At 74.2% G+C, this 21,040-nt stretch carries 21 protein-coding genes and 3 tRNA genes; 6 read left to right on the top strand and 18 right to left on the bottom strand.

Going from position 1 to position 21,040, the window contains the following annotated elements; genetic code table 11:
- Together CRM73_RS12625 and CRM73_RS12620 are read left to right on the top strand one after the other, a co-directional pair.
- Positions 1-820, top strand: an 820-nt coding sequence (locus tag CRM73_RS12625) for an EamA family transporter (RefSeq protein ID WP_229587936.1), incomplete at its 5' end; no start/stop codon positions are given.
- A 70-nt stretch (positions 821-890) separates the two neighbouring features.
- Positions 891-2,597, top strand: coding sequence for a glycoside hydrolase family 13 protein (locus CRM73_RS12620; RefSeq protein WP_229587934.1), 1,707 nt, complete (start codon positions 891-893; stop codon positions 2,595-2,597).
- Between the two features lie 142 nt (positions 2,598-2,739).
- Here the strand turns inward: CRM73_RS12620 and CRM73_RS12615 are convergent, their stop codons facing one another.
- The 6 genes from CRM73_RS12615 to CRM73_RS12590 all read right to left on the bottom strand — a co-directional run bounded on the left by CRM73_RS12615 (position 2,740) and on the right by CRM73_RS12590 (position 4,388).
- Positions 2,740-3,237 (bottom strand): hypothetical protein, encoded by a 498-nt coding sequence (locus tag CRM73_RS12615; protein WP_095649846.1) that lies wholly within the window; start codon positions 3,235-3,237, stop codon positions 2,740-2,742.
- Positions 3,234-3,392: a hypothetical protein gene (locus CRM73_RS12610; protein WP_017833025.1), complete on the bottom strand. Its 159-nt coding sequence runs from the start codon at positions 3,390-3,392 to the stop codon at positions 3,234-3,236. The genes CRM73_RS12615 and CRM73_RS12610 overlap by 4 nt, the downstream gene beginning before the upstream one ends.
- Before the next feature lie 66 nt (positions 3,393-3,458).
- Entirely contained in the window at positions 3,459-3,920 is a 462-nt protein-coding gene (locus CRM73_RS12605; protein ID WP_017833024.1) for a hypothetical protein, read from the bottom strand.
- 106 nt (positions 3,921-4,026) lie between these two features.
- Positions 4,027-4,099 (bottom strand) — tRNA-Phe (locus CRM73_RS12600).
- Between the two features lie 63 nt (positions 4,100-4,162).
- Positions 4,163-4,236 (bottom strand) — tRNA-Asp (locus CRM73_RS12595).
- Between the two features lie 79 nt (positions 4,237-4,315).
- Positions 4,316-4,388: transfer RNA gene (locus CRM73_RS12590), tRNA-Glu, on the bottom strand.
- Between the two features lie 156 nt (positions 4,389-4,544).
- On the opposite strand from CRM73_RS12590, the gene CRM73_RS12585 reads away from it, so the two are divergent.
- Entirely contained in the window at positions 4,545-4,898 is a 354-nt protein-coding gene (locus CRM73_RS12585) for a metallopeptidase family protein (protein ID WP_017833023.1), read from the top strand.
- 10 nt (positions 4,899-4,908) lie between these two features.
- Here the strand turns inward: CRM73_RS12585 and CRM73_RS12580 are convergent, their stop codons facing one another.
- Positions 4,909-5,988 (bottom strand): universal stress protein, encoded by a 1,080-nt coding sequence (locus CRM73_RS12580; RefSeq protein WP_229587932.1) that lies wholly within the window; start codon positions 5,986-5,988, stop codon positions 4,909-4,911.
- Positions 5,989-6,168: 180 nt separating this feature from the next.
- Here CRM73_RS12580 and CRM73_RS12575 point away from each other — a divergent pair, with 180 nt between their 5' ends.
- Positions 6,169-7,530: a D-arabinono-1,4-lactone oxidase gene (locus tag CRM73_RS12575; RefSeq protein ID WP_229587930.1), complete on the top strand. Its 1,362-nt coding sequence runs from the start codon at positions 6,169-6,171 to the stop codon at positions 7,528-7,530.
- A 107-nt stretch (positions 7,531-7,637) separates the two neighbouring features.
- Here the strand turns inward: CRM73_RS12575 and CRM73_RS12570 are convergent, their stop codons facing one another.
- The 8 genes from CRM73_RS12570 to CRM73_RS12535 all read right to left on the bottom strand — a co-directional run bounded on the left by CRM73_RS12570 (position 7,638) and on the right by CRM73_RS12535 (position 16,857).
- Positions 7,638-9,065: an FAD-dependent oxidoreductase gene (locus CRM73_RS12570; RefSeq protein WP_095649849.1), complete on the bottom strand. Its 1,428-nt coding sequence runs from the start codon at positions 9,063-9,065 to the stop codon at positions 7,638-7,640.
- 99 nt (positions 9,066-9,164) lie between these two features.
- Positions 9,165-10,148 carry an ABC transporter permease gene (locus CRM73_RS12565; protein ID WP_095649850.1) on the bottom strand — a complete coding sequence of 328 codons (984 nt, stop codon included), beginning with the start codon at positions 10,146-10,148 and terminating at the stop codon, positions 9,165-9,167.
- Complete coding sequence (locus tag CRM73_RS12560) at positions 10,138-10,911, bottom strand: ABC transporter ATP-binding protein (RefSeq protein WP_017833018.1); 774 nt, start codon at positions 10,909-10,911, stop codon at positions 10,138-10,140. Before CRM73_RS12560 ends, CRM73_RS12565 begins: the two co-directional genes overlap by 11 nt.
- Entirely contained in the window at positions 10,908-12,044 is a 1,137-nt protein-coding gene (locus CRM73_RS12555; RefSeq protein ID WP_017833017.1) for an ABC transporter substrate-binding protein, read from the bottom strand. The genes CRM73_RS12560 and CRM73_RS12555 overlap by 4 nt, the downstream gene beginning before the upstream one ends.
- Position 12,045: 1 nt before the next feature.
- A complete protein-coding gene (locus tag CRM73_RS12550; protein WP_229587927.1) occupies positions 12,046-13,437 on the bottom strand; it encodes a sulfate adenylyltransferase subunit 1 in 1,392 nt (463 codons plus the stop codon).
- 2 nt (positions 13,438-13,439) lie between these two features.
- Positions 13,440-14,372 (bottom strand): sulfate adenylyltransferase subunit CysD, encoded by a 933-nt coding sequence (cysD, locus tag CRM73_RS12545; protein ID WP_031282790.1) that lies wholly within the window; start codon positions 14,370-14,372, stop codon positions 13,440-13,442.
- Between the two features lie 26 nt (positions 14,373-14,398).
- Positions 14,399-15,166, bottom strand: a complete 768-nt coding sequence (locus tag CRM73_RS12540) for a phosphoadenylyl-sulfate reductase (RefSeq protein WP_017833014.1) — start codon at positions 15,164-15,166, stop codon at positions 14,399-14,401.
- Positions 15,163-16,857 (bottom strand): nitrite/sulfite reductase, encoded by a 1,695-nt coding sequence (locus CRM73_RS12535; protein ID WP_017833013.1) that lies wholly within the window; start codon positions 16,855-16,857, stop codon positions 15,163-15,165. Before CRM73_RS12535 ends, CRM73_RS12540 begins: the two co-directional genes overlap by 4 nt.
- A 280-nt stretch (positions 16,858-17,137) precedes the next feature.
- Here CRM73_RS12535 and CRM73_RS12530 point away from each other — a divergent pair, with 280 nt between their 5' ends.
- Both CRM73_RS12530 and CRM73_RS12525 read left to right on the top strand, forming a co-directional pair.
- Positions 17,138-18,607: an NCS2 family permease gene (locus CRM73_RS12530; RefSeq protein ID WP_109221797.1), complete on the top strand. Its 1,470-nt coding sequence runs from the start codon at positions 17,138-17,140 to the stop codon at positions 18,605-18,607.
- Positions 18,604-18,993 (top strand): YchJ family metal-binding protein, encoded by a 390-nt coding sequence (locus CRM73_RS12525; protein WP_229587925.1) that lies wholly within the window; start codon positions 18,604-18,606, stop codon positions 18,991-18,993. The genes CRM73_RS12530 and CRM73_RS12525 overlap by 4 nt, the downstream gene beginning before the upstream one ends.
- Positions 18,994-19,003: 10 nt before the next feature.
- Here CRM73_RS12525 and CRM73_RS12520 read toward each other — a convergent pair whose 3' ends face one another.
- From CRM73_RS12520 to CRM73_RS12510, 3 genes are all read right to left on the bottom strand, one after another.
- The gene (locus tag CRM73_RS12520; protein ID WP_229587923.1) at positions 19,004-19,369 is read right to left on the bottom strand and encodes a VOC family protein; all 366 of its coding nucleotides are present in this window, start codon (positions 19,367-19,369) and stop codon (positions 19,004-19,006) included.
- Between the two features lie 9 nt (positions 19,370-19,378).
- Positions 19,379-20,263: an SDR family oxidoreductase gene (locus tag CRM73_RS12515; RefSeq protein WP_035925506.1), complete on the bottom strand. Its 885-nt coding sequence runs from the start codon at positions 20,261-20,263 to the stop codon at positions 19,379-19,381.
- A gap of 111 nt (positions 20,264-20,374) precedes the next feature.
- Positions 20,375-21,040 (bottom strand): AraC family transcriptional regulator (locus tag CRM73_RS12510; protein ID WP_229587921.1); only part of this gene is annotated, 666 nt, incomplete at its 5' end.

Raw genomic sequence — 21,040 nt, 5'->3', positions numbered from 1 at the left:
CGCCCTGCGCCGCTCGCGGCGGGCGCTGCGCTCGCACGCCGGGCTGGTGGCGGCCGGGGCCGCGGCCGTGGCCGTCTATCCGCTGGCGTTCTACAGCTCGATGCACCTGGGCGGCGTCGCGATCGGCACGGTCGTCTCCCTGGCCTCCGCGCCGCTGGCCTCGGGCGTCCTGGAGCGCGTCCTCGAGCGCCGCCCCCTGAGCCGGTGGTGGATGACCGCCGCGCTCCTGGGCGTCCTCGGCAGCGGCCTGCTGTGCCTGTCGAGGGCCGGCGGGTCCGGGGCCTCGGCCGCGGACACCGCCGCCGGCATCGGGCTCGGACTGGTGGCCGGGGCGACGTACGCGCTCTACTCGTGGGTGGTGCACCGGCTGATGGGCCACGGGGTGGGGCGCGCGGCCTCGATGGGCGCCGTCTTCGGCGCCGGCGGGGCGCTCCTGCTCCCGGTCCTCGCCCTCACGGGGGCGCCCCTGCTGGCCTCGGGGCAGGCGTTCGCCGTGGCCGCGTACATGGCGCTGGTGCCGATGTTCCTCGGGTACTTCCTGTTCGGCGTGGGACTCGCCCGGGTGCGCCCGAGCACGGCGACGACCCTCACCCTGACCGAACCGGCCGTCGCGGCGGTCCTGGCCGTCGTCGTCGTCGGCGAACGGCTGACGGGCGCCGGCTGGACCGGGCTGGCGGTCCTCGCCGCCGCGCTCGTCGTCCTGGCCCTCGCCCCCACCAACGTGGTCGTGCACCGGCCGGGCGGTCCCGGCCGGACACCGGCCGCCCCGGCGGCCGCCCCAGCGCCGGCCGCCGTGACACCGCGCCCGGGGACTGACTAGGTTGGGGACGCCCCCGCACCGGAGCCGCCCGCACCGGACACCCCCGACGAAGCACCCGAGGAGCACCCCCATGACGCAGCAGGTCAGCCAGTCCCCCGCCACCGAGGAGGGCGAGTGGTGGCGCTCCGCGGTGATCTACCAGATCTATCCCCGGTCCTTCAACGACTCCGACGGTGACGGCCTGGGCGACCTGCCCGGGATCGTCGACCGGCTGGACTACCTCGCGGACCTCGGCGTGGACGCCCTGTGGCTGTCCCCGTTCTACGTCTCGCCGCAGCACGACGCCGGCTACGACGTCTCCGACTACCGGGACGTGGACCCCCGCTTCGGCACCCTGGAGGACTTCGACCGGATGCGCGCCCGGATGGCGGAGCTCGGGATGCGGCTGATCGTGGACCTGGTGCCCAACCACACCTCGAGCGAGCACGAGTGGTTCCGGGCCGCCGTGGCCGCCGGGCCCGGCAGCCCCGAGCGGGACCGGTACATGTTCCGGGACGGCCGGGGCGAGCACGGGGAGCTGCCGCCGAACAACTGGCGCTCCGTGTTCGGCGGCGAGGCCTGGACCCGGCTGCCGGACGGGCAGTGGTACCTGCACCTGTTCGACAGCACCCAGCCGGACCTCAACTGGGAGAACCCGGAGGTGTGGGAGGAGTTCCGCTCCGTCCTGCGCTTCTGGCTGGACCGGGGCGCGGACGGCTTCCGCGTGGACGTGGCCCACGGCCTCGTGAAGGCCGAGGGGCTGCCGGACTGGGACCACCAGGTGCACATGGTCGAGGGCGAGCACGACGCGCGGGAGCACGACGCCCCGGACACCCCGCTGAGCACCGGCAGCCCCTACTTCGACCAGGACGGCGTGCACGAGGTCTACCGCGACTGGCACCGGGTGCTCGCCGAGTACGACGGCGACCGGATGCTGGTGGCCGAGGCGTGGGTCGAGCCGGCGCACCGGCTGGCGATGTACGTCCGCTCCGACGAGATGCACCAGGCGTTCAACTTCGACTTCCTGGTGGCCGGGTGGGACTGGGCCCGGATGTCCCGGGCCATCGAGGACTCCCTGGCGGAGTCGGCGAACGTCGGCGCGCCCACCACGTGGGTGCTGTCCAACCACGACACCGTCCGGCACGTCTCCCGCTTCGGGCTCACGGATCCCATCGCCTACCCCAAGGGGATCGACGCGGACGGCGAGCAGCCGGACCACGAGCAGGGCCTCGCCCGCGGCCGCGCCGCCGCGCTGGTGGAGCTGGCCCTGCCCGGCTCCGCCTACCTGTACCAGGGGGACGAGCTGGGCCTGCCCGACCACACGCGCCTGCCCGCCGAGCTGCGCCAGGACCCGGCGTTCGCCCGGACCGGGGGCGAGGAGATCGGCCGCGACGGCTGCCGGGTCCCGCTGCCCTGGGCCGCGGGAGAGCCCGGCCACGGCTTCGGGGCCGACCCGTGGCTGCCGCAGCCCGAGGAGTTCGCGCAGCTCGCGGCGGACCGGCAGGTGGGGGTCCCCGACTCCACGCACACGGTGTACCGCACGGCGCTGCGGGTGCGCCGGGAGCTCGGTCTCGGCCGCGGCTCCTTCGCGTGGCACGCGAGCCACGACGCCGCGACGGGCCTGCTGTCCTTCGTGAACACCACCGGCGCCGGGGAGCGGGTCCTCGTGGCGGCGAACCTGGGCGGCGCCCCGGTCCCCCTGCCCGCCGGAGAGCCGCTCGTGCTCAGCAGCCGGGACGCCGTGCAGGACGGCGTCCTGCGGCCCGAGCGGGCCGTGTGGTGGCGTCTGGCCCCCTGAGCCGTCCTGCCGGCCCTCGGGGCCCCGGCCTCGGGGGCCCCGGCCTCGGAGATCCCGGCGGTCCTGGCGCACGGCGTGCGGCGCCGCACGCCGGCACGCCGCGGACGACCGCTCGTCGCGGACGCCCGGTCCGGCGCGCCGGTCAGTGGCTGGTGCGCCCCCGGCCCGACACGAGCACCGGCGCCACCAGCCGGTCCGCGAGCACGCCGGTGACCACGGAGTACCCCGCCTTGTGCAGGACGTCCACGGCCTGCTCGCCGGCCGGCCAGGTCGACGGCGGGGCCCCGACCCCCGTCGCGTTCTCCACGGTCTGGTCGAAGGCCAGCCGCACCACCGTGTGCCAGGCGTTCGCGCGCGGACCCCGGATGCCGGTCACGGCCCACACGCCGCGCAGGGCGCCGAGGGCGGCGCCCGTGCCGTAGTGCATGGCGGAGTTCCAGCCCGTGGGCTGCTCGCGGTCCCCGGGGTGGCGCCCCAGCAGGGTGAGCAGGGCGCGCGCGGGGACGTAGGAGTCCGGCCGGTGGGTCAGCGCCTGCTCCGCCTTCTCCCCCAGCACCATCAGAGCGGCCCCCGCGATCCCCGCCGCGGCGCCGGTCGCCGCGGCCCGTCCGAGCGCGCTCGTCCGCGCGGGGCCGGTCACGGCCGCCCCTGCTCGTCGCCGGGCCGCTCGGCGCCCAGTCCCTGCTGCTCCAGGTCGCGGTCGAGCTCGGCGCCGGGCTCGACGACCACGCCGTCCTCGCGCTGGTCGTCGACCGGCCCGTGCCCCGGTTCCTGCTCGCGTCGGTGCTCGGTCATGTCGGCTCCTCCCGTCGGGGCCACCCGGGCCGGGCGACCTGCCCCCCAGTCTAGACAGGCTGCTGATCAGTTCGAGGGGGTGGGCTCCGCGCACGCCCGGCGGAGCCAGTCGCCGACCGGCGCGAGCGTCCGCTGCAGATCGGCCAGCTCGGCGGGCTGCACGGACGAGCCCGCGGCGTCCAGGGCGGCCACGGCGTCCTCGAACGCGGGGCGCAGCTCGGCGGGCAGCCGGGAGGTGAGGTCCCGCACGGAGGCAGCCGCCCCCTGGGGGCGGAAGTGGGGGTCCGGCTCGTCGCCGGACAGCGGCACGAGGGTCAGCGCCGTGTAGGCGCTCGCCACGTCGAAGCAGGCCTCCGGTTCCGCGGTGGGCCCGGCCGGCACCGGGGCGGGCGAGCCCGCGGTCGGCTCGAGGACGAGCCCGGAGGACTGCGGGCCGGCGCCGCAGCCAGTGAGCGCCAGCAGGCTCAGGGCGGTCAGCGCGGCCGCTGCTGCCCCGCGGGGGCTCGGGCGACGGGGATACCGGGTCACGGCTCCCAGGGTAGGGAGCGAACCTCCGTGTCCGCTGGCAGCGGGCGGCAGGGCCCCCGGCACGAAGAAACCGCCGGCCCCTCGAGGGGACCGGCGGTTTCCGCGGTGGCTCCGACCGGCGTCGATCCGGTGACCTTACGATTTTCAGTCGTACGCTCTACCAACTGAGCTACAGAGCCCCGGCACATCCGCAGCGGATATGCCGCGACGGCGCCGCATCGACTCGATGAACGCCGTCTGAGCGACCCTGACGGGACTTGAACCCGCGACCTCCGCCGTGACAGGGCGGCACGCTAACCAGCTGCGCTACAGGGCCTTGCTGTTTCCAACGAGGACTGATCTTACCAGCATTCCTCGCCGGTTGTGCAAATCGGTGGGCGGACCCTCCGATCGCGTACCCCCAACGGGATTCGAACCCGTGTCGCCGCCGTGAAAGGGCGGTGTCCTAGGCCACTAGACGATGGGGGCCGGACACCCGCGTCGACGACCACGACCTCGGCGACCGAGGACCGTGACACGGGAGAAACCGAGTACAGCTTAGAGGCTCGCGCGGATCCCGCACAATTCCCGCACTGCCCCCGGGGACCCAGCCGGCGCCCGGGCTCGTGGGGTAGGAAGGAGAGCGTGATCGAGATGACCCGCGAGGAGTTCGACGGCGCCGTCGACGACGCCATCGACCTGATCCCGGACGCCCTGTTCCGGGCGATGGACAACGTGGTGATCCTGGTCGAGGAGGAGCCGCCGGAGCACTCCCCCGGGCTGCTCGGCCTCTACGAGGGCGTGCCCCTGACCGCCCGGGACGGCGGGTGGGGCGCCGGCTCCCTGCCGGACCGGATCTTCGTCTACCGGGGTCCGCTGCAGCGCATGTGCGCGGAGCGCGAGGAGCTCGTGGAGGAGATCACGGTGACCGTCATCCACGAGGTCGCCCACCACTTCGGCATCGACGACGAGCGCCTGCACGAACTGGGGTGGGGCTGAGCCGGCCCGCTCAGGCGTCCCAGGGGCGGATGTCGTCGGAGTCGAAGTCCTTGCGGGTCTCGATCCGCTCGTCGTAGCGGTCCGGGACGATCAGCACGGGTCCCGCGGCGTTGTGCAGCACGCCCTGCGAGGTGGAGCCCAGGAGCATCCCCGCGAAGCCGCCCCGGCCGCGCGTGCCCATCACCACGAGCCCGTTGCGCCGGGTCTGCTCGACCAGCACCTGCACCGGCGCGCCGTCCGCGAGCTCCGAGCCGATCTGCAGGTCGGGGAACCAGCTCTCGAGCCAGGCGACGCCGCCGTTGAGCGCCCGCGCGACGTCGTCGTACATCACCTCGAAGTCCACCGCCGTGGGCATCCACGCGAGCGCCCCGCTCACGGGCGGGAGCGCGCACAGCACCGTCAGGGGCACGCCGAGCAGGCGCGCCTCCTCCGCGGCGTAGAGCATGGCCGCCCGGGCCTGGGTGGAGCCGTCCGACCCGACGACCACGCGGTCCACGAGGGCCCGGGTGCTCGTGAGCTCCTCCGCGCCCAGGTGCTGCTGCGCCCACGGCAGGGGGACCACGCCCGTGGGGCACTTCGAGTGCGCCGGCACCGCCGTGGAGACCGTGCCGAGCAGCCGGCCCAGCAGACCGCCCCGGCCGCGGGAGCCGAGGACCAGCAGCTCCGCCGTGCGGCTCAGCTCGAGCAGGGCCCCGGAGGGGTCCCCGGTCTCGACGGTCGCCCGCAGCTCGACCCCCACGTCACGGACCTGGTCCGCCGCGTGGTTCAGCAGCTCCTCGACGCCCTGGGTGAGGGCGGCCTCGTCCACGGTGGCGTAGCCGGTGTCGAACCCAGAGCCGGAGAACACGGGCAGGCTGTACGCGGTGACCAGCCGCACCGGACGACCGCGGCGGCGGGCCTCCCGGGCCGCCCACCGCAGCGCCCCGAGGCTCTGCTCGGAGCTGTCGATGCCCACGACGATCTCCCCCGTGGCGTCGAGGGACCGGCTCTGCCCGCCGCCCGAGGGGACGCGGTCGCGCACCGCCTCCTCGCCCAGCGTGGTCTCGTGGGGCTCCTCGCGCTCCCGGTCCGGGGACGGGTGATCGGTCATGGTGCTGCCTCCTGTGCGCGTCCTCGGTCCGCGGTGCTCCGGATCCCGCCGCGGGCTTCGCCTCCGATGGTACGCGCGGCGGGGCCGCAGGACGGGGTCGTCGAGGGCGCCGGAGCGCCCTCGGGATGACATGATGAGGGCGCACTGTGCACCTGCCTGCGAGGAAGGACGGTCCCGCCGATGAGCGAGGTCTCGCTGCCCGACGCCCTGCCCGGCGAGACCGGGACGAGAGAGTGGGCCACGTGGGGCAGGACGCACTCCGTCACCCCCCGGCACGTGCTGCGCCCCACCTCGGTCCCGGAGCTCGCGGAGGGCGTCGCCGCCGCCGTGTGCCGCGGACTGGGCGTGCGCGCGGTGGGCTCCGGGTGCAGCTTCTCGGCGCTGCCCCTGGCCCCCGACGTCATGGTCGACCTCTCCGGGCTGTCCGGGCTGCCGGCCGTCGACCGGGAGAACCAGCGGGTCACGGTCCTCGCGGGCACCACGATCCGTGACCTGAACCAGGAGCTGGACGCCCACGGGCTGGCCGTGACCAACCTGCCGGACAGCGACTGGCAGACGGTCGCCGGCGCCGTCTCGACCGGCACCCACGGGACCGGCCTGGCCTTCGGCTCCCTCTCCCAGCAGGTGGTGGCCCTGAGCCTGGTCACGGCCGACGGCGAGCTGGTGGAGTGCTCCGCCGAGCAGCGCCCCGAGCTGTTCCAGGCCGCGCGCGTGGGCCTGGGCGCCATGGGGGTCCTCGCGAGCGTCACCCTGGTGTGCGAGCCGACGTTCCGGCTGCACGCGGCGGAGCTCAAGGAGCCCCTCGGCCAGCTGGTGGACACCCTGGGCAGCCGGATGGCCGGGGCCGACCACTTCGAGTTCTTCTGGACGCCGGGCACCGCCACCGCCCAGACCCGGATCCTCACGCGCCTGCACAAGCTCCCGGACTCCTACACCCGGCCCGGCTCCCCCGTGGCCCGCACCGTGCGCCGGCTCGACGACGCCCTGCTGCGCAACACCCTCACCGCGGGGCTCAACCAGCTGGCCACGGCCCTGCCGCGCTCCACGCCGGGGCTCAACCGGCTCGACGCCCTCACGAACAGCCCGCGGCAGTACAGCGACCTGTCCTTCCGGGTGTTCACCGTGCCGCGCCGGACCCGGTTCGTCTCCTCCGAGTACGCCCTGCCGGTCGAGGAGCTCGTCGTGGCCTTCCGGGAGCTGCAGACGCTCATCGAGCGGCGCGACTACTCGTTCTCGCTCCCGGTGGACGTGCGCTGCGCCGCGGCCGAGGACGCCTGGCTCGCCCCCGCCCACGGCCGGGAGACCGGCTGGATCGCGCTGCGGCAGTACTGGCGCCGGTACGACCCGAAGGTGTTCGCCGCGGCCGAGGAGATCTTCGTGGCCCACGGCGGCCGCCCCCACTGGGGCACCGTGCACACGCAGGACGCCGAGTACCTGCGCTCCGTGTACCCGCGGTTCCAGGACTTCCTCGACGCCCGGGCGTCCGTGGACCCGGACGGGGTGTTCCTCAACGACCACGTCCGCGGGCTGCTGGGCCTGTAGGCCCGGAGTCCGGCAACGCGAGGGGTCCGGCAACGCGAGGGGCCGCGTCCGGCAGGACGCGGCCCCTCGCGGCACGGCGGCGCGGTGCCGCGGTGCGGTGCTGCGGCTCAGACGGGCGAGGAGACCGGCTCCGCCACGCCCTCGCGGGAGACGCTGACCATCTCCTCGCGCTCGACCACCTTGACGCGCTCGCGCGGGTTGCCCTCGGCGTCGTGCGAGGACTGGCCGAGGCCTTGCTCGTACTCGTCGAGGGCCAGCCACCCCTCCCAGGTGGTGTACTCGACGCCGCGGGCCTCGAGCACGTCGTTGACGGACCCGGGGTCCGGGCGGGTGGCGCCCGGCAGCACGGCGCGGTCCTCCAGGAGGTGGGTGACCGTCTCGAGGGCGTCGGACTTGGTGGCGCCGATCAGCCCGACCGGGCCGCGCTTGATCCACCCGGTCGCGTAGAGGCCGTGCAGCACGGTCCCGTCCTCGGCCAGCACGCGGCCCTCGGCGTTGGGGATCACGCCGCGGCCGTCGTCGAACGGCAGCTCGGGCAGGCGGGAGCCGAGGTAGCCCACCGCGTGGTAGACGGCCTGCACCGGGTAGTCGACGTACTCGCCGGTCCCGGACACGGAGCCGTCGCCGTTGAGGCGCGTCCGCTCCATGCGCAGCCCCGTGACCCGGCCGTCCTCCCCCAGCACCTCGCGGGGACTCTGCAGGAAGTGCAGGTGCAGCCGGCGGGAGGCGGTCTTCGGGGAGTCGTCGGCCCGCCACTTCTCGAGGGTCTTGACCATGACCTTGACCTGGTTGTTCTCGGCGATCGTCAGCTCGGAGCCCTCGTCGTACTGGAAGTCCTCGTCGTAGACGACGATGTCGACGTCCCGCGACTTGGCGAGCTCGCGCAGCTCGAGGGGGGTGAACTTCACCTGGGCGGGGCCGCGGCGGCCGAAGATGTGCACGTCCGTGACCGGGGACGCCTTGAGCCCCTGGTAGACGTTGCCGGGGATCTCGGTGAGGAGCATGTCGTCGGCGTGCTTGGACAGCACGCGGGCGACGTCGAGGGCCACGTTGCCGTTGCCGATGACCGCGATCTCGCGGGCCTCGAGCGGCCAGGTGCGCGGGAAGTCCGGGTGGCCGTCGTACCAGGCCACGAACTCGGCGGCCCCGTGCACGCCCCGGAGGTCGTTGCCGGGGATGTTCAGCGGGGCGTCGTAGACGGCTCCGGTGGCGAAGATCACGGCGTCGTAGTGGGCGCCGAAGTCGGCGAGGGTCAGGTCCCGGCCGAACTCCACGTTGCCGAAGAAGCGGATGTCGCCGCGCCCCAGGATGGCGCGCAGCGCGGTGATGATGCCCTTGATCCGGGGGTGGTCGGGGGCCACGCCGTAGCGGATGAGGCCGAACGGGGTCGGGTAGCGGTCGAACAGGTCGATGCTGACCTCGAGCTCCCCGTTCTTCACGGGCTCGGACTTGGTGAGCATGTCCGCGGCGTAGATGCCGGCCGGACCGGCGCCGATGATGGCGACGCGCAGGGGGCGGGTGGTGGTGTCAGCCACGTGGCTTCCTTTCGATTGCGCGCACGGCGTCCGCCGCGCGCATCGTAGACCGGGTACAAGGGTAGTGAATCCGGCGCAGAATCTCCTGGGTGCGGAGACTCACGAGCGGTGGCCGAGCAGCCCTCGCCCGCGCAGCAGGCGCCGTTCCACGGGGTTGAAAAAGAGCAGCTCCACGAGGATGCCCACGACGAGGATCGACAGCACGGCGACCATCACCACCGCCATGTTGGAGACCGTCCGCCCCTGCTCCAGCAGGGAGCCGAGGCCGAACCCGATGGAGCCGCCGATCGCGATGAGCTCGGCGCCCATGAGCGAGCGCCAGGAGAAGGCCCACCCCTGCTTGAGCCCGGCGAGGTACCCGGGCAGGGCGGCGGGGAGCACGACCTTGCTGGCCATGGTCCACCCCCGGGCGCCGAGCACGTGCCCGGCGCGGCGCAGCTGCGGCGGGATCTGGTCCACGCCCGCGAGCATGCCGTTGATGATGGAGGGGATGGCGCCCATGAGCACCACGAAGTACACCGTGGCGTCGGACAGGCCGAACCAGATGATCGCGGCGGGCACCCAGGCGATCGAGGGCAGCACCTGCAGCCCGGAGATGATCGGGCCCACGGCGTTGCGCAGCCCACGCCACTGGGCGATGAGCAGCCCCAGCGGCGTGGCGACCGCCGCCGCCACCAGGAAGCCGCTGATCCCCCGCCACAGGCTCGTTCCCAGGGCGCCCAGCACGGTGCCGTCGCCGACCAGCGCGCCGAACTGCCGCGCGACGTCCAGCGGGCCGGGCACGACGTCGGGGCGGGTGCCCAGGAGCGCGACGAGCAGCTGCCACAGCAGCAGGCCGGCCACCAGGGCGACCAGGGGCGGGGCGACCTTGGTGCGCAGCACTTCGCCCACCGAGGTCTTCCGGGTGCGCTCGGTCTGCAGCGCGTCGAGCCCGGCGAGCTCCTCACCGGTCCCGGCCGGGTCGCCGGACCGGTCCGGGGCGGGCCCGGGGACGGCCCGTTCCGCGCCGCGGCGGGGTGCCGGGGGCGCGGGCGCCACCGGCGGCGCGGCCGGGACGCCGGGCAGGGCGGTGTCATTTCGCATGGCGGCTGATCTCCTCGCGCAGACGTGCGGTGATGGTGCGGGTCAGCTCGCCGAGGGTGTCGTCGAGCGACTGCGCGCTGCCCTCGAAGCCGTAGGACTCGGGGTCCTTCCACGGGCGGGTGTCCCACTCCTGGACCACCTGACCGGGGCGGGAGGACATCAGCAGCACCCGCTGGCCCAGCCGCACGGCCTCGGCGACGTTGTGCGTGATGAACACGATCGTCCGGCCGGTGGTGCGCCAGACGCGCAGCAGCTCCTCGTGCAGCAGGTCCCGGGTGATGGCGTCGAGCGCGGAGAACGGCTCGTCCATGAGCAGGACCTCCCGGTCCTGGGCCAGGGCCCGGGCCAGGGCCACCCGCTGGCGCATCCCCCCGGAGAGCTCGTGCGGGCGCTTGTCCGCCGCGTGCGGCAGCCGGACCAGCTCGAGCAGCTCCCCGGCCTGGTCCCGCCGCCGGGCGGTGGGGACCCCGCGCAGCTCGAGAGCCAGCTCGACGTTGCGCCGCGCCGTGAGCCAGGGGAACAGCGCGGCGTCCTGGAACATCAGGGCCGCGCCCTCCGCGGGGACCGTCACGGAGCCCTCCGTCGGCTCCTCGAGGCCCGCGACGATGTTCAGCAGGGTGGACTTCCCGCAGCCGGAGGCGCCGAGCAGCGCGACGAACTGCCCGCGCTCCACGTCGAGGTCCACGTCCTGCAGGACGGGGCCGTCCTCGGGGGCGAAGCTCTTGCCGAGGCCGCGGAGCCGGATCGCGGTGGTGGTGCTCATGCGCCCCCCTCCGAGCCGGCGCGGACCCGGTCCAGGACCGTGGTGTCCACGAGCCCCTCGAGCGGGGCCTCCTCCGTGGTCCCCGCCGCCACGCCGTCGGCGAGCAGCTGCGGGTAGGTGTCCGCGAGGGGGTCGGTGGTCCACTCGACGGCCTCGAGCGCACCCGCGACCGTCGCCTCGGGCAGCGTCTCGGTCTGCGCGCTCTCCAGGCCCTCGTTCAGGGTGGAGGCCAGCAGCTCGGGCTCCGCCTCGTGCTCGTGCAGCCAGTCCACGGACCGCTGCAGACCGCGCACGAGCTCCTCGACGGTCTCCGGGTGGCGCTCGAGGTAGTCCTTGCGCACCACCAGGACGGTCGTGGGATAGCGCCCGTCCGCCCAGAGGTCCCGCTCGTCCACGAGGACCCGGGCGCCGTCCTGGACGGCACGGGTGGCCCAGGGCTGGGGCAGCCAGGCGCCGTCCACGCGGCCCTGCCGGAGCATCGAGATGGTCTGGCCGTTGGCCATGGGCGTGATCGCCACGGCGCGGTCCCCCTCGCCGTCGGCGTCGTACTCCTGCTCGGCGAGCCAGGTGCGCAGGGCCACGTCCTGGGTGCCGCCGAACTCGGGACTCGCCACGGTGCGCCCGGCCAGGTCCTCCGGGCCCGTGACGGCGGGGCGCACCACGAACTGCGCGCCGCCGGAGGCGGCGCCCGCGACCACGGCCAGCGAGCGGCCCTGGGAGCGGACGAAGGAGTTGATCGCCGGGTTGGGGCCCACGAACGCGGCGTCGATCGACCCGGCGTTCATGGCCTCCACCGCTGTGGGGCCGCTGTTGAAGACCTGCGCGGACAGCGCGGTGTCCCCCAGCTCCTGGGCGAAGTAGTCGTTCTCCAGTCCGACGAGGGCGGGGCCGTGCGTGAGGTTGCCGAAGTAGCCCAGCCGCAGCTCGGCTGCGTCCGAGGTCTCGACCGCGTCCGCCTCCCAGGCCGCGAGCGTCCCGTTGTCGCGCAGCGCGGTGGCGGCGACCGTCAGGGCGGCCAGTAGCGCCAGCGCGGTCAGCACCAGCGGCCATCCCCGGCGGCGGCGGCCCGAGGCGGCGCGCCCTCCGTCACCGGCGGTCACCGTGACGAGGGCGGGCGGCTGCTGCCCGCCCACCTCAGGCGTCCTGCACGAGCCCGGCGGCGAGCGTGTTGCCCGTGGCCGGGTCCACGACCAGGAAGGCGCCGGTGCGCCGCAGCCGGTCGTAGGGGTCGACGGGCAGCGGGGAGGCCAGCCGCAGCCGGACCCGCCCGATGTCGTTGAGCTCGAGGGTGCCGGCGTCCCGCAGCACCAGCTCCTCGAGGTCCAGCCGCCCCTCGAGCTCGACGACCATGGCCTGGACCGTGGCGGCGCCGTGCTTGACGAGCACGCGCGCGCGGGGCTGCAGGGGCCGCTCGCCGAGCCAGGCCACGGAGGCAACGAGGTCCCGGACGGGCTCCGGCAGCTCGTCGTCGGCGCTCGCGACGAGGTCGCCGCGGGCGATGTCGATGTCGTCGGCCAACCGCAGCGTCACGGACAGCGGCGCCGCGGCCTCCGTGAGCTGCTCGCCGGGCAGGGGCGCTCCGGGGGCGGGCGCGGTGCCCGCCACGTCGATGCCGGTGACCGTGGTGCGCCGGCCCGCGGGCAGGACCACGACCTCGTCCCCGACCGCCACGGTGCCCGAGGCGATCTGGCCCGCGTAGCCGCGGTAGTCCCGCAGCCGCTCGGCGTCCGCGCCCGGGGCCGTGCCGCCCTGGGGGCGGATGACGTACTGGACGGGGAAGCGGAAGGGGCGGGCGGTGCCGCGGCCGGACTCGTCCACCGTGGGCAGCTCCTCGAGCACCCGCAGCAGCGGCCGCCCGGAGTACCAGGGGGTCCGCGCGGAGGGCTCCACCACGTTGTCGCCCTCGAGGGCGGAGACGGGCACCACGTGCACGTCCTCGACCCCCAGCCGGGCGGCGATGCCCGTGGCGTCCGCCGCGACCCGGTCGAAGACCTCCTGGTCGTAGTCGACGAGGTCGATCTTGTTCACGGCGACCACCACGTGCGGCACGCGCAGCAGGGACACGACGGCCAGGTGCCGCCGGGTCTGCTCGACCACGCCGTGCCGGGCGTCCACGAGGAGCACGACGGCGTCGGCCGTCGAGGCGCCCGTGACCGTGTTCTTCGTGTACTGCACGTGGCCGGGGCAGTCCGCGAGGATGAAGGAGCGGCGGTCCGTGGCGAAGTAGCGGTAGGCCACGTCGATCGTGATCCCCTGCTCCCGCTCGGCGCGCAGGCCGTCGGTGAGCAGGGCGAGGTCGAGCCGGCCCGTGCCGCCGCCGAAGCCGCGCTCGGCGGAGGTCCGGCCCACGGCCTCGAGCTGGTCGGCGAGGATCGCCTTGGCGTCGTGCAGCAGCCGGCCCACCAGGGTGGACTTGCCGTCGTCGACGGAGCCGGCGGTCGCGAAGCGGAACAGCGAGCCGGGATCGATCGTGGGGACCTGCTCGGCCGCGGGGGCGTGCCCGGTCACGGTGCTGGGGGAAGTCATGTCTAGAAGTACCCGTCCTTCTTGCGGTCCTCCATGGCGGCCTCGGAGATCCTGTCGTCCGCGCGGGTGGCCCCGCGCTCGGTGAGCGTGGACACGGCGACCTCGGCCACCACGTCGGCCACGGTGCGCGCCCCGGAGAGCACGGCGCCGGTGCAGGACATGTCCCCCACGGTGCGGTAGCGCACGGTCTGCCGCTCCACGGCCTCGGCCCCGGCCGGCGCCGAGAACTCGCCCACGGCCATCCACATCCCGTCGCGGCGGAAGACGTCCCGCTCGTGGGCGTAGTAGATGGGCGGCAGCTCGATGTTCTCGCGCTCGATGTAGCGCCAGATGTCCAGCTCGGTCCAGTTGCTGATGGGGAACGCCCGCACGTGCTGGCCGGGGGTGTGCCGGCCGTTGTAGAGGTTCCACAGCTCGGGGCGCTGGTTGCGGGGGTCCCACTGGCCGAACTCGTCGCGCAGGGACAGGATCCGCTCCTTCGCGCGGGCCTTGTCCTCGTCGCGGCGGCCGCCGCCGAACACGGCGTCGAACCGGTGCTCCGCGATGGCGTCCAGCAGCGGGAGGGTCTGCAGCGGGTTGCGGGTGCCGTCGGCGCGCTCGAGCAGCCGGCCGTCGTCGAGGTAGTCCTGCACGCTCGCCACGACCAGCCGCAGGCCGAGCCGCTCCACGGTGCGGTCCCGGAACTCCAGCACCTCCGGGAAGTTGTGGCCCGTGTCCACGTGCAGCACGGGGAAGGGGATCCGGCCGGGCCAGAAGGCCTTGGCGGCCAGGTGCAGCATGACCACCGAGTCCTTGCCGCCGGAGAACAGCATGGCCGGGCGGTCGAACTCCGCCACGACCTCGCGCAGGATGTGGATGGACTCGGCCTCGAGCGCGTCGAGGCTGCTGTGCACGCCGGCCTCCGCGGGGGCCGGGGCGGTGGTGGGGGTGGTCACGTTCGCCTCCGTCGTGGTGGGTGCGCTCACAGGTGGATACCGCACTCGATCTTGTCCTGGCCGGCCCAGCGGCCCGCGCGCGGGTCCTCGCCCGGGGCGGTGGGCCGCGTGCAGGGGGCGCAGCCGATGGAGAGGTAGCCCTCCGCCATCAGCGGGTTCGTCGGCACGCCGTGGTCCTGCGACCACTCGACGAGGTCGTCGAGGCTCCAGCGCACCATGGGGTTGACCTTGACGAGCTTGTGGGTCTCGTCGAAGGTCACCATCGGGGCGTTGGTGCGGGTCCAGGACTCGTCCCGGCGCACGCCGGTGAACCACACCTCGTAGCCCTCCAGGGACTTCTTGAGCGGGGCCACCTTGCGGATCGCGCAGCACAGGCCGGGGTCGCGGGCGAAGAGGTCCTTGCCGTGCTTCTCGTCCTGCTCGGCCACGGTCAGCTCCGGGAGGGCGTCGACCACGGTGATGTCGAGCATGTGCGCCACGGCGTCCCGGGTGCCGATGGTCTCCGGGAAGTGGTAGCCGGTCTCGAGGAACAGCACGTCCACGCCGGGCAGCTGCTCGGCGACCAGGGCCGGGAGCACGGCGTCGGCCATCGAGCAGGCCACGGTGACGCTGCGCAGGTCGAAGTTCTCCGCGACCCAGCGGATGGCCTCCTCCGTGGAGGCCTCCCCCTCGGCCGGGACCCGGCCCTCGGCGTCCAGCTCGGCGTGCAGCGCGGCGGCGCCGGCCGCCGCCAGGTCGCGCAGCTGCTGCTCGTCCCGCAGCGCGGGGCGGGTGCCCGTGTCCGTGCCGGTCATGCCAGTTCACTCTCCTCGACCCGGTGGGTCCACTCGGCGAAGCTCTCGTCCTCGGTGCGCTGGGCCAGGAAGCGCCGGACCAGCCGCTCCACGTAGTCGGCGAGGTCGTCCTGGAAGACCTTCAGCCCGCGCACGGTCCGGCCCAGGCCGGCCTCCGCACGGTCGTCCGCGGCGAGCCCACCGCCCAGGTGGACCTGGTAGCCGGGCTTCTGCCCGCCGTCCTCGGTGGGCAGCAGCTGGCCCTTGAGCCCGATGTCCGCGGTCTGGATGCGGGCGCACGAGTTGGGGCAGCCGTTGACGTGCATCGAGATGGGGTGGGGTAGCTCCACGCCGTCGAGCCGCCGTTCGAGCTCGTCGATGGTGTCCGAGGCGGTCTGCTTGGTCTCGACGATCGCGAGCTTGCAGTACTCGATGCCGGTGCACGCCACGGTCGAGCGGCGGAACGCGGAGGGCCGCGCCTGCAGGTCCAGGGCGTCGAGGTCGGCGACGGCGTTCTCGACGTCGGCCTCCTCGATGTCGAGCAGCACGAGCTTCTGGTGCGGGGTGGTGCGCAGCCGGTCGGAGCCGTACTTCGCCATCACGTCGGCGAGGGCCAGCAGCTTCGCCCCGGAGACGCGGCCCACGCGCGGGGCCACGCCGATGTAGAACCGGCCGTCCTTCTGCCGGTGCACGCCGATGTGGTCGCCGGGGACGGCCGCCTTCTCCGGCGCGGGGCCGTCCGCGAGCGCGTAGCCGAGGTACTCGTCCTGGAGCACCTGCCGGAACTTCTCCGGGCCCCAGTCCTGGACCAGGAACTTCAGCCGGGCGCGGTTGCGCAGCCGCCGGTAGCCGTAGTCGCGGAAGATGCTCGTGACGCCCTTCCACACCTCGGGGGCCTGCTCCTCGGTCACGAACGCGCCGAGGCGCTTGCCGAGGAACGGCACCACGGACAGGGCGCCGCCGACCCACAGGTCGTAGCCGGGGCCGAGCTCGGGGTGGACCACGCCCACGAGGGCGCAGTCGTTGATTTCGTGCACCACGTCCAGGGACGGGTGGCCGGTGATCGCGGTCTTGTACTTGCGCGGCAGGTTGGAGAACTCCGGGGAGCCGATCCAGGTGGACTTGATCCGCTCGATCACCGGGGTGGGGTCGATGATCTCGTCCTCGGCGATCCCGGCGAGCGGGGAGCCCAGGATCACGCGCGGCACGTCCCCGCAGGCCTCGACGGTGTCCAGTCCCGCGTCCTCGAGCCGGCGCCAGATCTCGGGGACGTCCTCCACCCGGATCCAGTGGTACTGGATGTTCTGCCGGTCCGTGATGTCGGCCGAGTCCCGCGCGAAGTCCGCGGAGATCTGCCCGAGCACCCGCAGCTGCTCGCGGGTCAGGGCCCCGCCGTCGAGCCGGACGCGCATCATGAAGTACTCGTCCTCGATCTCGGCGTCGGACAGCGAGCCCGTCCGCCCGCCGTCGATGCCCGGCCGGCGCTGGGTGTAGAGGCCCCACCAGCGGAAGCGCCCGTGCAGGTCCTGGGGGTCGATCGAAGCGAAGCCGTGCTTCGAGTAGACCTCCTCGATCCGGGTGCGCACGTTGAGCCCGTCGTCGGCCTGCTTGAAGACCTCGTTGGGGTTCAGGGGGTCCCGGCCGTCGACCTTCCACTGCCCCTCGGCCTTCGGCTTCCGGGCAGCGCGGGGCGCGCGCGTCGTCTGTGTCATGCGCTCGATTGTTCGCGCGTCCCGCTGGACAGTCACGCCGGTCGTCACAAACCGCCACGAACCGTCGTGACGGGACACAGGGGTGGACACGGGGCCCGGTGTGTGCAAGGACACCGGGCCCGCGTCGTCCCGGCGGCGTCCCGTCCCGGCGGGGACGGGCCCCGGCGCGCCCGGACGCGGGGAGGTAGTGTCGTCCCGGTGGCACGCCGGTGCCGCCGTCAGCCCGGGAGCGTCCCCTGTGGAGTCGTGCTCCCTCCCGTCGAGTGCCTGAAGGACCGCCATGGCATCCTCCGCTTCCGTCTCCACCGAGACCCCCTCCGGTCCGCCGCGCAACGGCCTGGACCGCTTCTTCAAGATCAGCGAGCGCGGCTCCTCGGTGGCGAGCGAGGTCCGCGGCGGCGTGGCGACGTTCATCGCGATGAGCTACATCGTGGTCCTCAACCCGCTGATCCTCGGCTACGGCCCGGACGGCGCCGGCAACGTCCTGGGCGGTGAGCGGGTCGCGGCCGTGACGGCGCTCGTCGCCGGGGTGCTGACCATCCTCATGGGCGTCGTGGCCCGCGCGCCCTTCGCGATCGCCACGGGCCTGGGCGTCAACGCGTTCCTCGCCGTGACGATCGTGACCACCCCGCAGCTCACGTGGCCCCAGGTGATGGGGCTGGTCGTGTGGGCGGGCCTGATCATGTTCGTCCTGGTGCTCACCGGCTTCCGCACCGCCGTGTTCAACGCCGTGCCGGCGTCCCTGAAGACCGCCATCGTGGTGGGGATCGGCCTGTTCATCGCCCTGATCGGCTTCGTGAACGCCGGCTTCGTGCGCCGCATCCCGGACGCCGCCGGCACCACCGTGCCCGTGCAGCTCGGCGACGGCGGGACGCTGCTGGGCTGGCCCATGCTCACGTTCGTGGTCGGCCTGCTCCTGACCGTGGCCCTCATCGTCCGCAACGTCCGCGGCGCGATCCTGATCGCCGTGGTCGCCACCACGATCCTCGCCCACGTGCTCGAGGCGGTCGTCCCGTCCGGCTCCTCCGTGGACGCCCCCACCGGGTGGTCGCTCGTCGTGCCCGCCGCCCCCACCTCCTTCGTGGCGCTGCCGGACCTCTCCCTCGTGGGCTCGGCCGCCCCGCTCGAGGCGTTCCGGAGCCTCGGGGCGCTCGCCGCGGCGCTGCTGATCTTCACGATCCTGCTCTCCATCTTCTTCGACGCGATGGGCACGATGGTCGGGCTCTCCCAGCAGGCCGGGCTCGTGGGCCGCAACGGGCAGATCCAGAACGTGGACAAGATCCTGCTGGTGGACGCCGCCGGCGCGATCGCCGGCGGCGCTGGCTCCGTGTCCTCCAACCAGATCTTCGTGGAGTCCTCCACCGGCATCGCCGACGGCGCCCGCACCGGCCTGGCCAACGTGGTCACCGGCGTGCTGTTCCTGCTCGCCATGTTCATCACCCCGCTGGTCAACGTGGTGCCGTTCGAGGCCGTGGCCCCGGCCATGGTCGTGGTGGGCTTCCTCATGGCCAAGCAGGTCGTGCGCATCGAGTGGGACGACTGGGGCCTGTCCGTGCCGTCCTTCCTGACGTTCGCCGTCATGCCGTTCACCTACTCGATCGCGGACGGCATCGGCGCGGGCTTCGTCTCCTACGTCTTCATCCGCCTCGTGCAGGGCCGCGGCAAGGAGGTCCACCCGCTCATGTACGTGGTGGCGGCGGCCTTCGTGGTGTTCTTCGGCAAGGGCGTGGTCGAGGGCTGGATGGCGTGATCGACGACGACGCCCGCTGCCCCTGCGGCACCGGGGAGACCTACGGCGCGTGCTGCGGGCGCTTCCACGGCGGCCGCCCGGCGCCCACGGCCGAGCTGCTGATGCGCTCGCGGTTCAGCGCCTTCGCCGCCGGGGACGATGCCTATCTGCTGGCCACGTGGCACCCGGGCACGCGCCCGGCGTCCGTGGACCTGGACCCCGCGCTGCGCTGGACCCGGCTCGACGTCCACGGGGTGACGGGCGGCGGCCCCTTCGACGACGAGGGGTGGGTGGACTTCACCGCGCACCGGCGCGGCCCGGACGGGGCCCGGGGGGCCCAGCGGGAGAACTCCCGGTTCCGGCGCGAGGACGGCCGGTGGTACTACGTGGACGGCGTGCTCGCCTGAGCCCGCCGGCTCAGTCCTCCTCGAGGTCGGAGAGCACGCAGAACTCGTTGCCCTCCGGGTCGGCCAGCACCACCCAGGTCACCTCGGGCCCCTGGCCCACGTCCACGCGGCGGGCGCCGATGGACTCCAGGCGGGCGACCTCGGAGTCCCGGTCGCTGTCCACGGCGCGCAGGTCGAGGTGCAGCCGGTTCTTGACGGTCCGGGGCTCGGGGACGACCACGAAGTCGAGGTGCGGGCCGCTGCCCTCCGCGGGCACGATGCCCACGAACCCCTCGGCCTCCGCATGGACGACGTAGCCCAGGGCGGCGCACCAGAAGCGGGCGAGGGTCTCGGGATCGCGGCAGTCGACGACGACGGCGGACAGGGTGCTGGTCATGCGCTCAGCCTAGGCCCGGCGCCGCCGCCCGGGAAGACGCCGCAGGACCCGGGGCGCATGCTTCAGGACCCGGGGCGCGTGCCGCAGGACCGGCCAGTAGGAGCCCGGGAGGACTCGCGCCACGAGGTCCGGCAGCACGGCGCTGGGCGCCACGAGCAGTCGGTTCCGGCGCCGCTCCACCGCCCCCAGGATGTCGGCGGCCGCACGCTCCGCCGGATAGCTGAGCAGCGCCGCGAAGTCCTCCCGGTCCTTCCGCGCCCGCTCCGCCGACACCCCGGCCGGGGTACGGGCGGTCTCGGCGATCCTGGTCCGGACCCCGCCCGGGTGCACCACGGTGACCCCCACCCGGCCCGCCAGCTCGTGGCGCAGGCCCTCGGAGAACCCGCGCAGGGCGTACTTGCTCGCGGAGTACGCCACCTGCCCGGGCGGGGCGATGAGGCCGAACAGGCTGGAGAGGTTGACCAGGTGGCTGCCGGGGGCGGCGAGCAGGGCGGGCAGCAGCTCGCGGGTGAGCACCACCGGCGCCCGGAAGTTGATGTCCATGAGCCAGTCGAACTCCTCGGCGGAGACCTGCTCGAAGGTCCCGCCCAGGCCCACCCCCGCGTTGTTGACCAGCAGGTCGATCCGCGGGTGCTCGGCCCGGATCCGCTCGGCCACGCCCGGCAGCGCGGACAGCTCGGCGAGGTCGGCCACGACCGTGCGCACCGGCAGGTCCGGGTGCCCCGCGCGGATCGCCCCGGCGACGGTCTCGAGTCCCGCGGCGTCCCGGTCGAGGAGCACCAGGTGGGTGCCGCGGGCGGCGAGGCCGTGGGCCAGCTGCTCGCCGATGCCGGAGGCGGCGCCGGTGAGCACCGCGGTGGCGCCGGCGAAGCGGAAGGGTGCGGACGGGGACACGGGCTGCTCCTGGGGTCGGGGACGTGGATCGGGGCCTGCTGTCCAGTGTGCGGGCGGGCACCGGTCACCGCTTGACCCACCGCGACAGGAAGTTGACGCGCGGCGACACCCTCAGCCGGCAGGGACGCCCCGGCGGCGGACGTCCCGCGGCGGGGCACCCCACCAGCGGCGGGCGCACCGGGTGAGCGCCGAGGACTCCGAGAGCCCCACGAGCCCGGCGATCTGGCCGAGGGGGACGTCGGTGGTGGTGAGCCAGCGCAGGGCCGCGCTGCGCCGGGTCCCGTCCAGGACGGCGCCGAAGGTGGTGCCCTCCTCGGCGAGCCGGCGCTGCAGGGTGCGGGGGTGCAGGTCCAGCACCCGGGCCACGGCCTCGATCTCCGGGGCCGCGGTGCCGAGCAGCTGCACCAGCACGCCCCGGACCCGGGGCGCCCACGCGGAGCCGGGCCCGGGGAGCTGGGTGTCCAGGAAGGCGAGCGCCACCTGCCGGACCCCGGCGTCCCCGTGCAGCGGGCGGGCGAGCGTGCTGGTGGGGATCCGCAGGAGGACGTCGGGGCGGCCGGTGCGCACGGGTGCCCCGAAGAACTCCTCGTAGACCCGCAGCGGCGCCGCCGGCCGGTGGGCCAGCTCGACCGTGCGCAGCCCGTAGCGGCCCCCCACCAGGGAGCTCAGGGCCCGGTGCAGCAGGCCCAGGCCCAGGTCGGTGCCCTGCGGGCTGCCGCGCCCGGGGTCCCGGGCGGTCGCGGCGGAGCCGCCGTAGCGCACCGCCGTCACCCCGCG

The sequence above is a fragment of the Kocuria sp. CCUG 69068 genome (genome assembly GCF_020833785.1).
Lineage (GTDB): Bacteria > Actinomycetota > Actinomycetes > Actinomycetales > Micrococcaceae > Kocuria > Kocuria rosea.
This window is presented reverse-complemented; position numbering and strand designations above follow the sequence as displayed.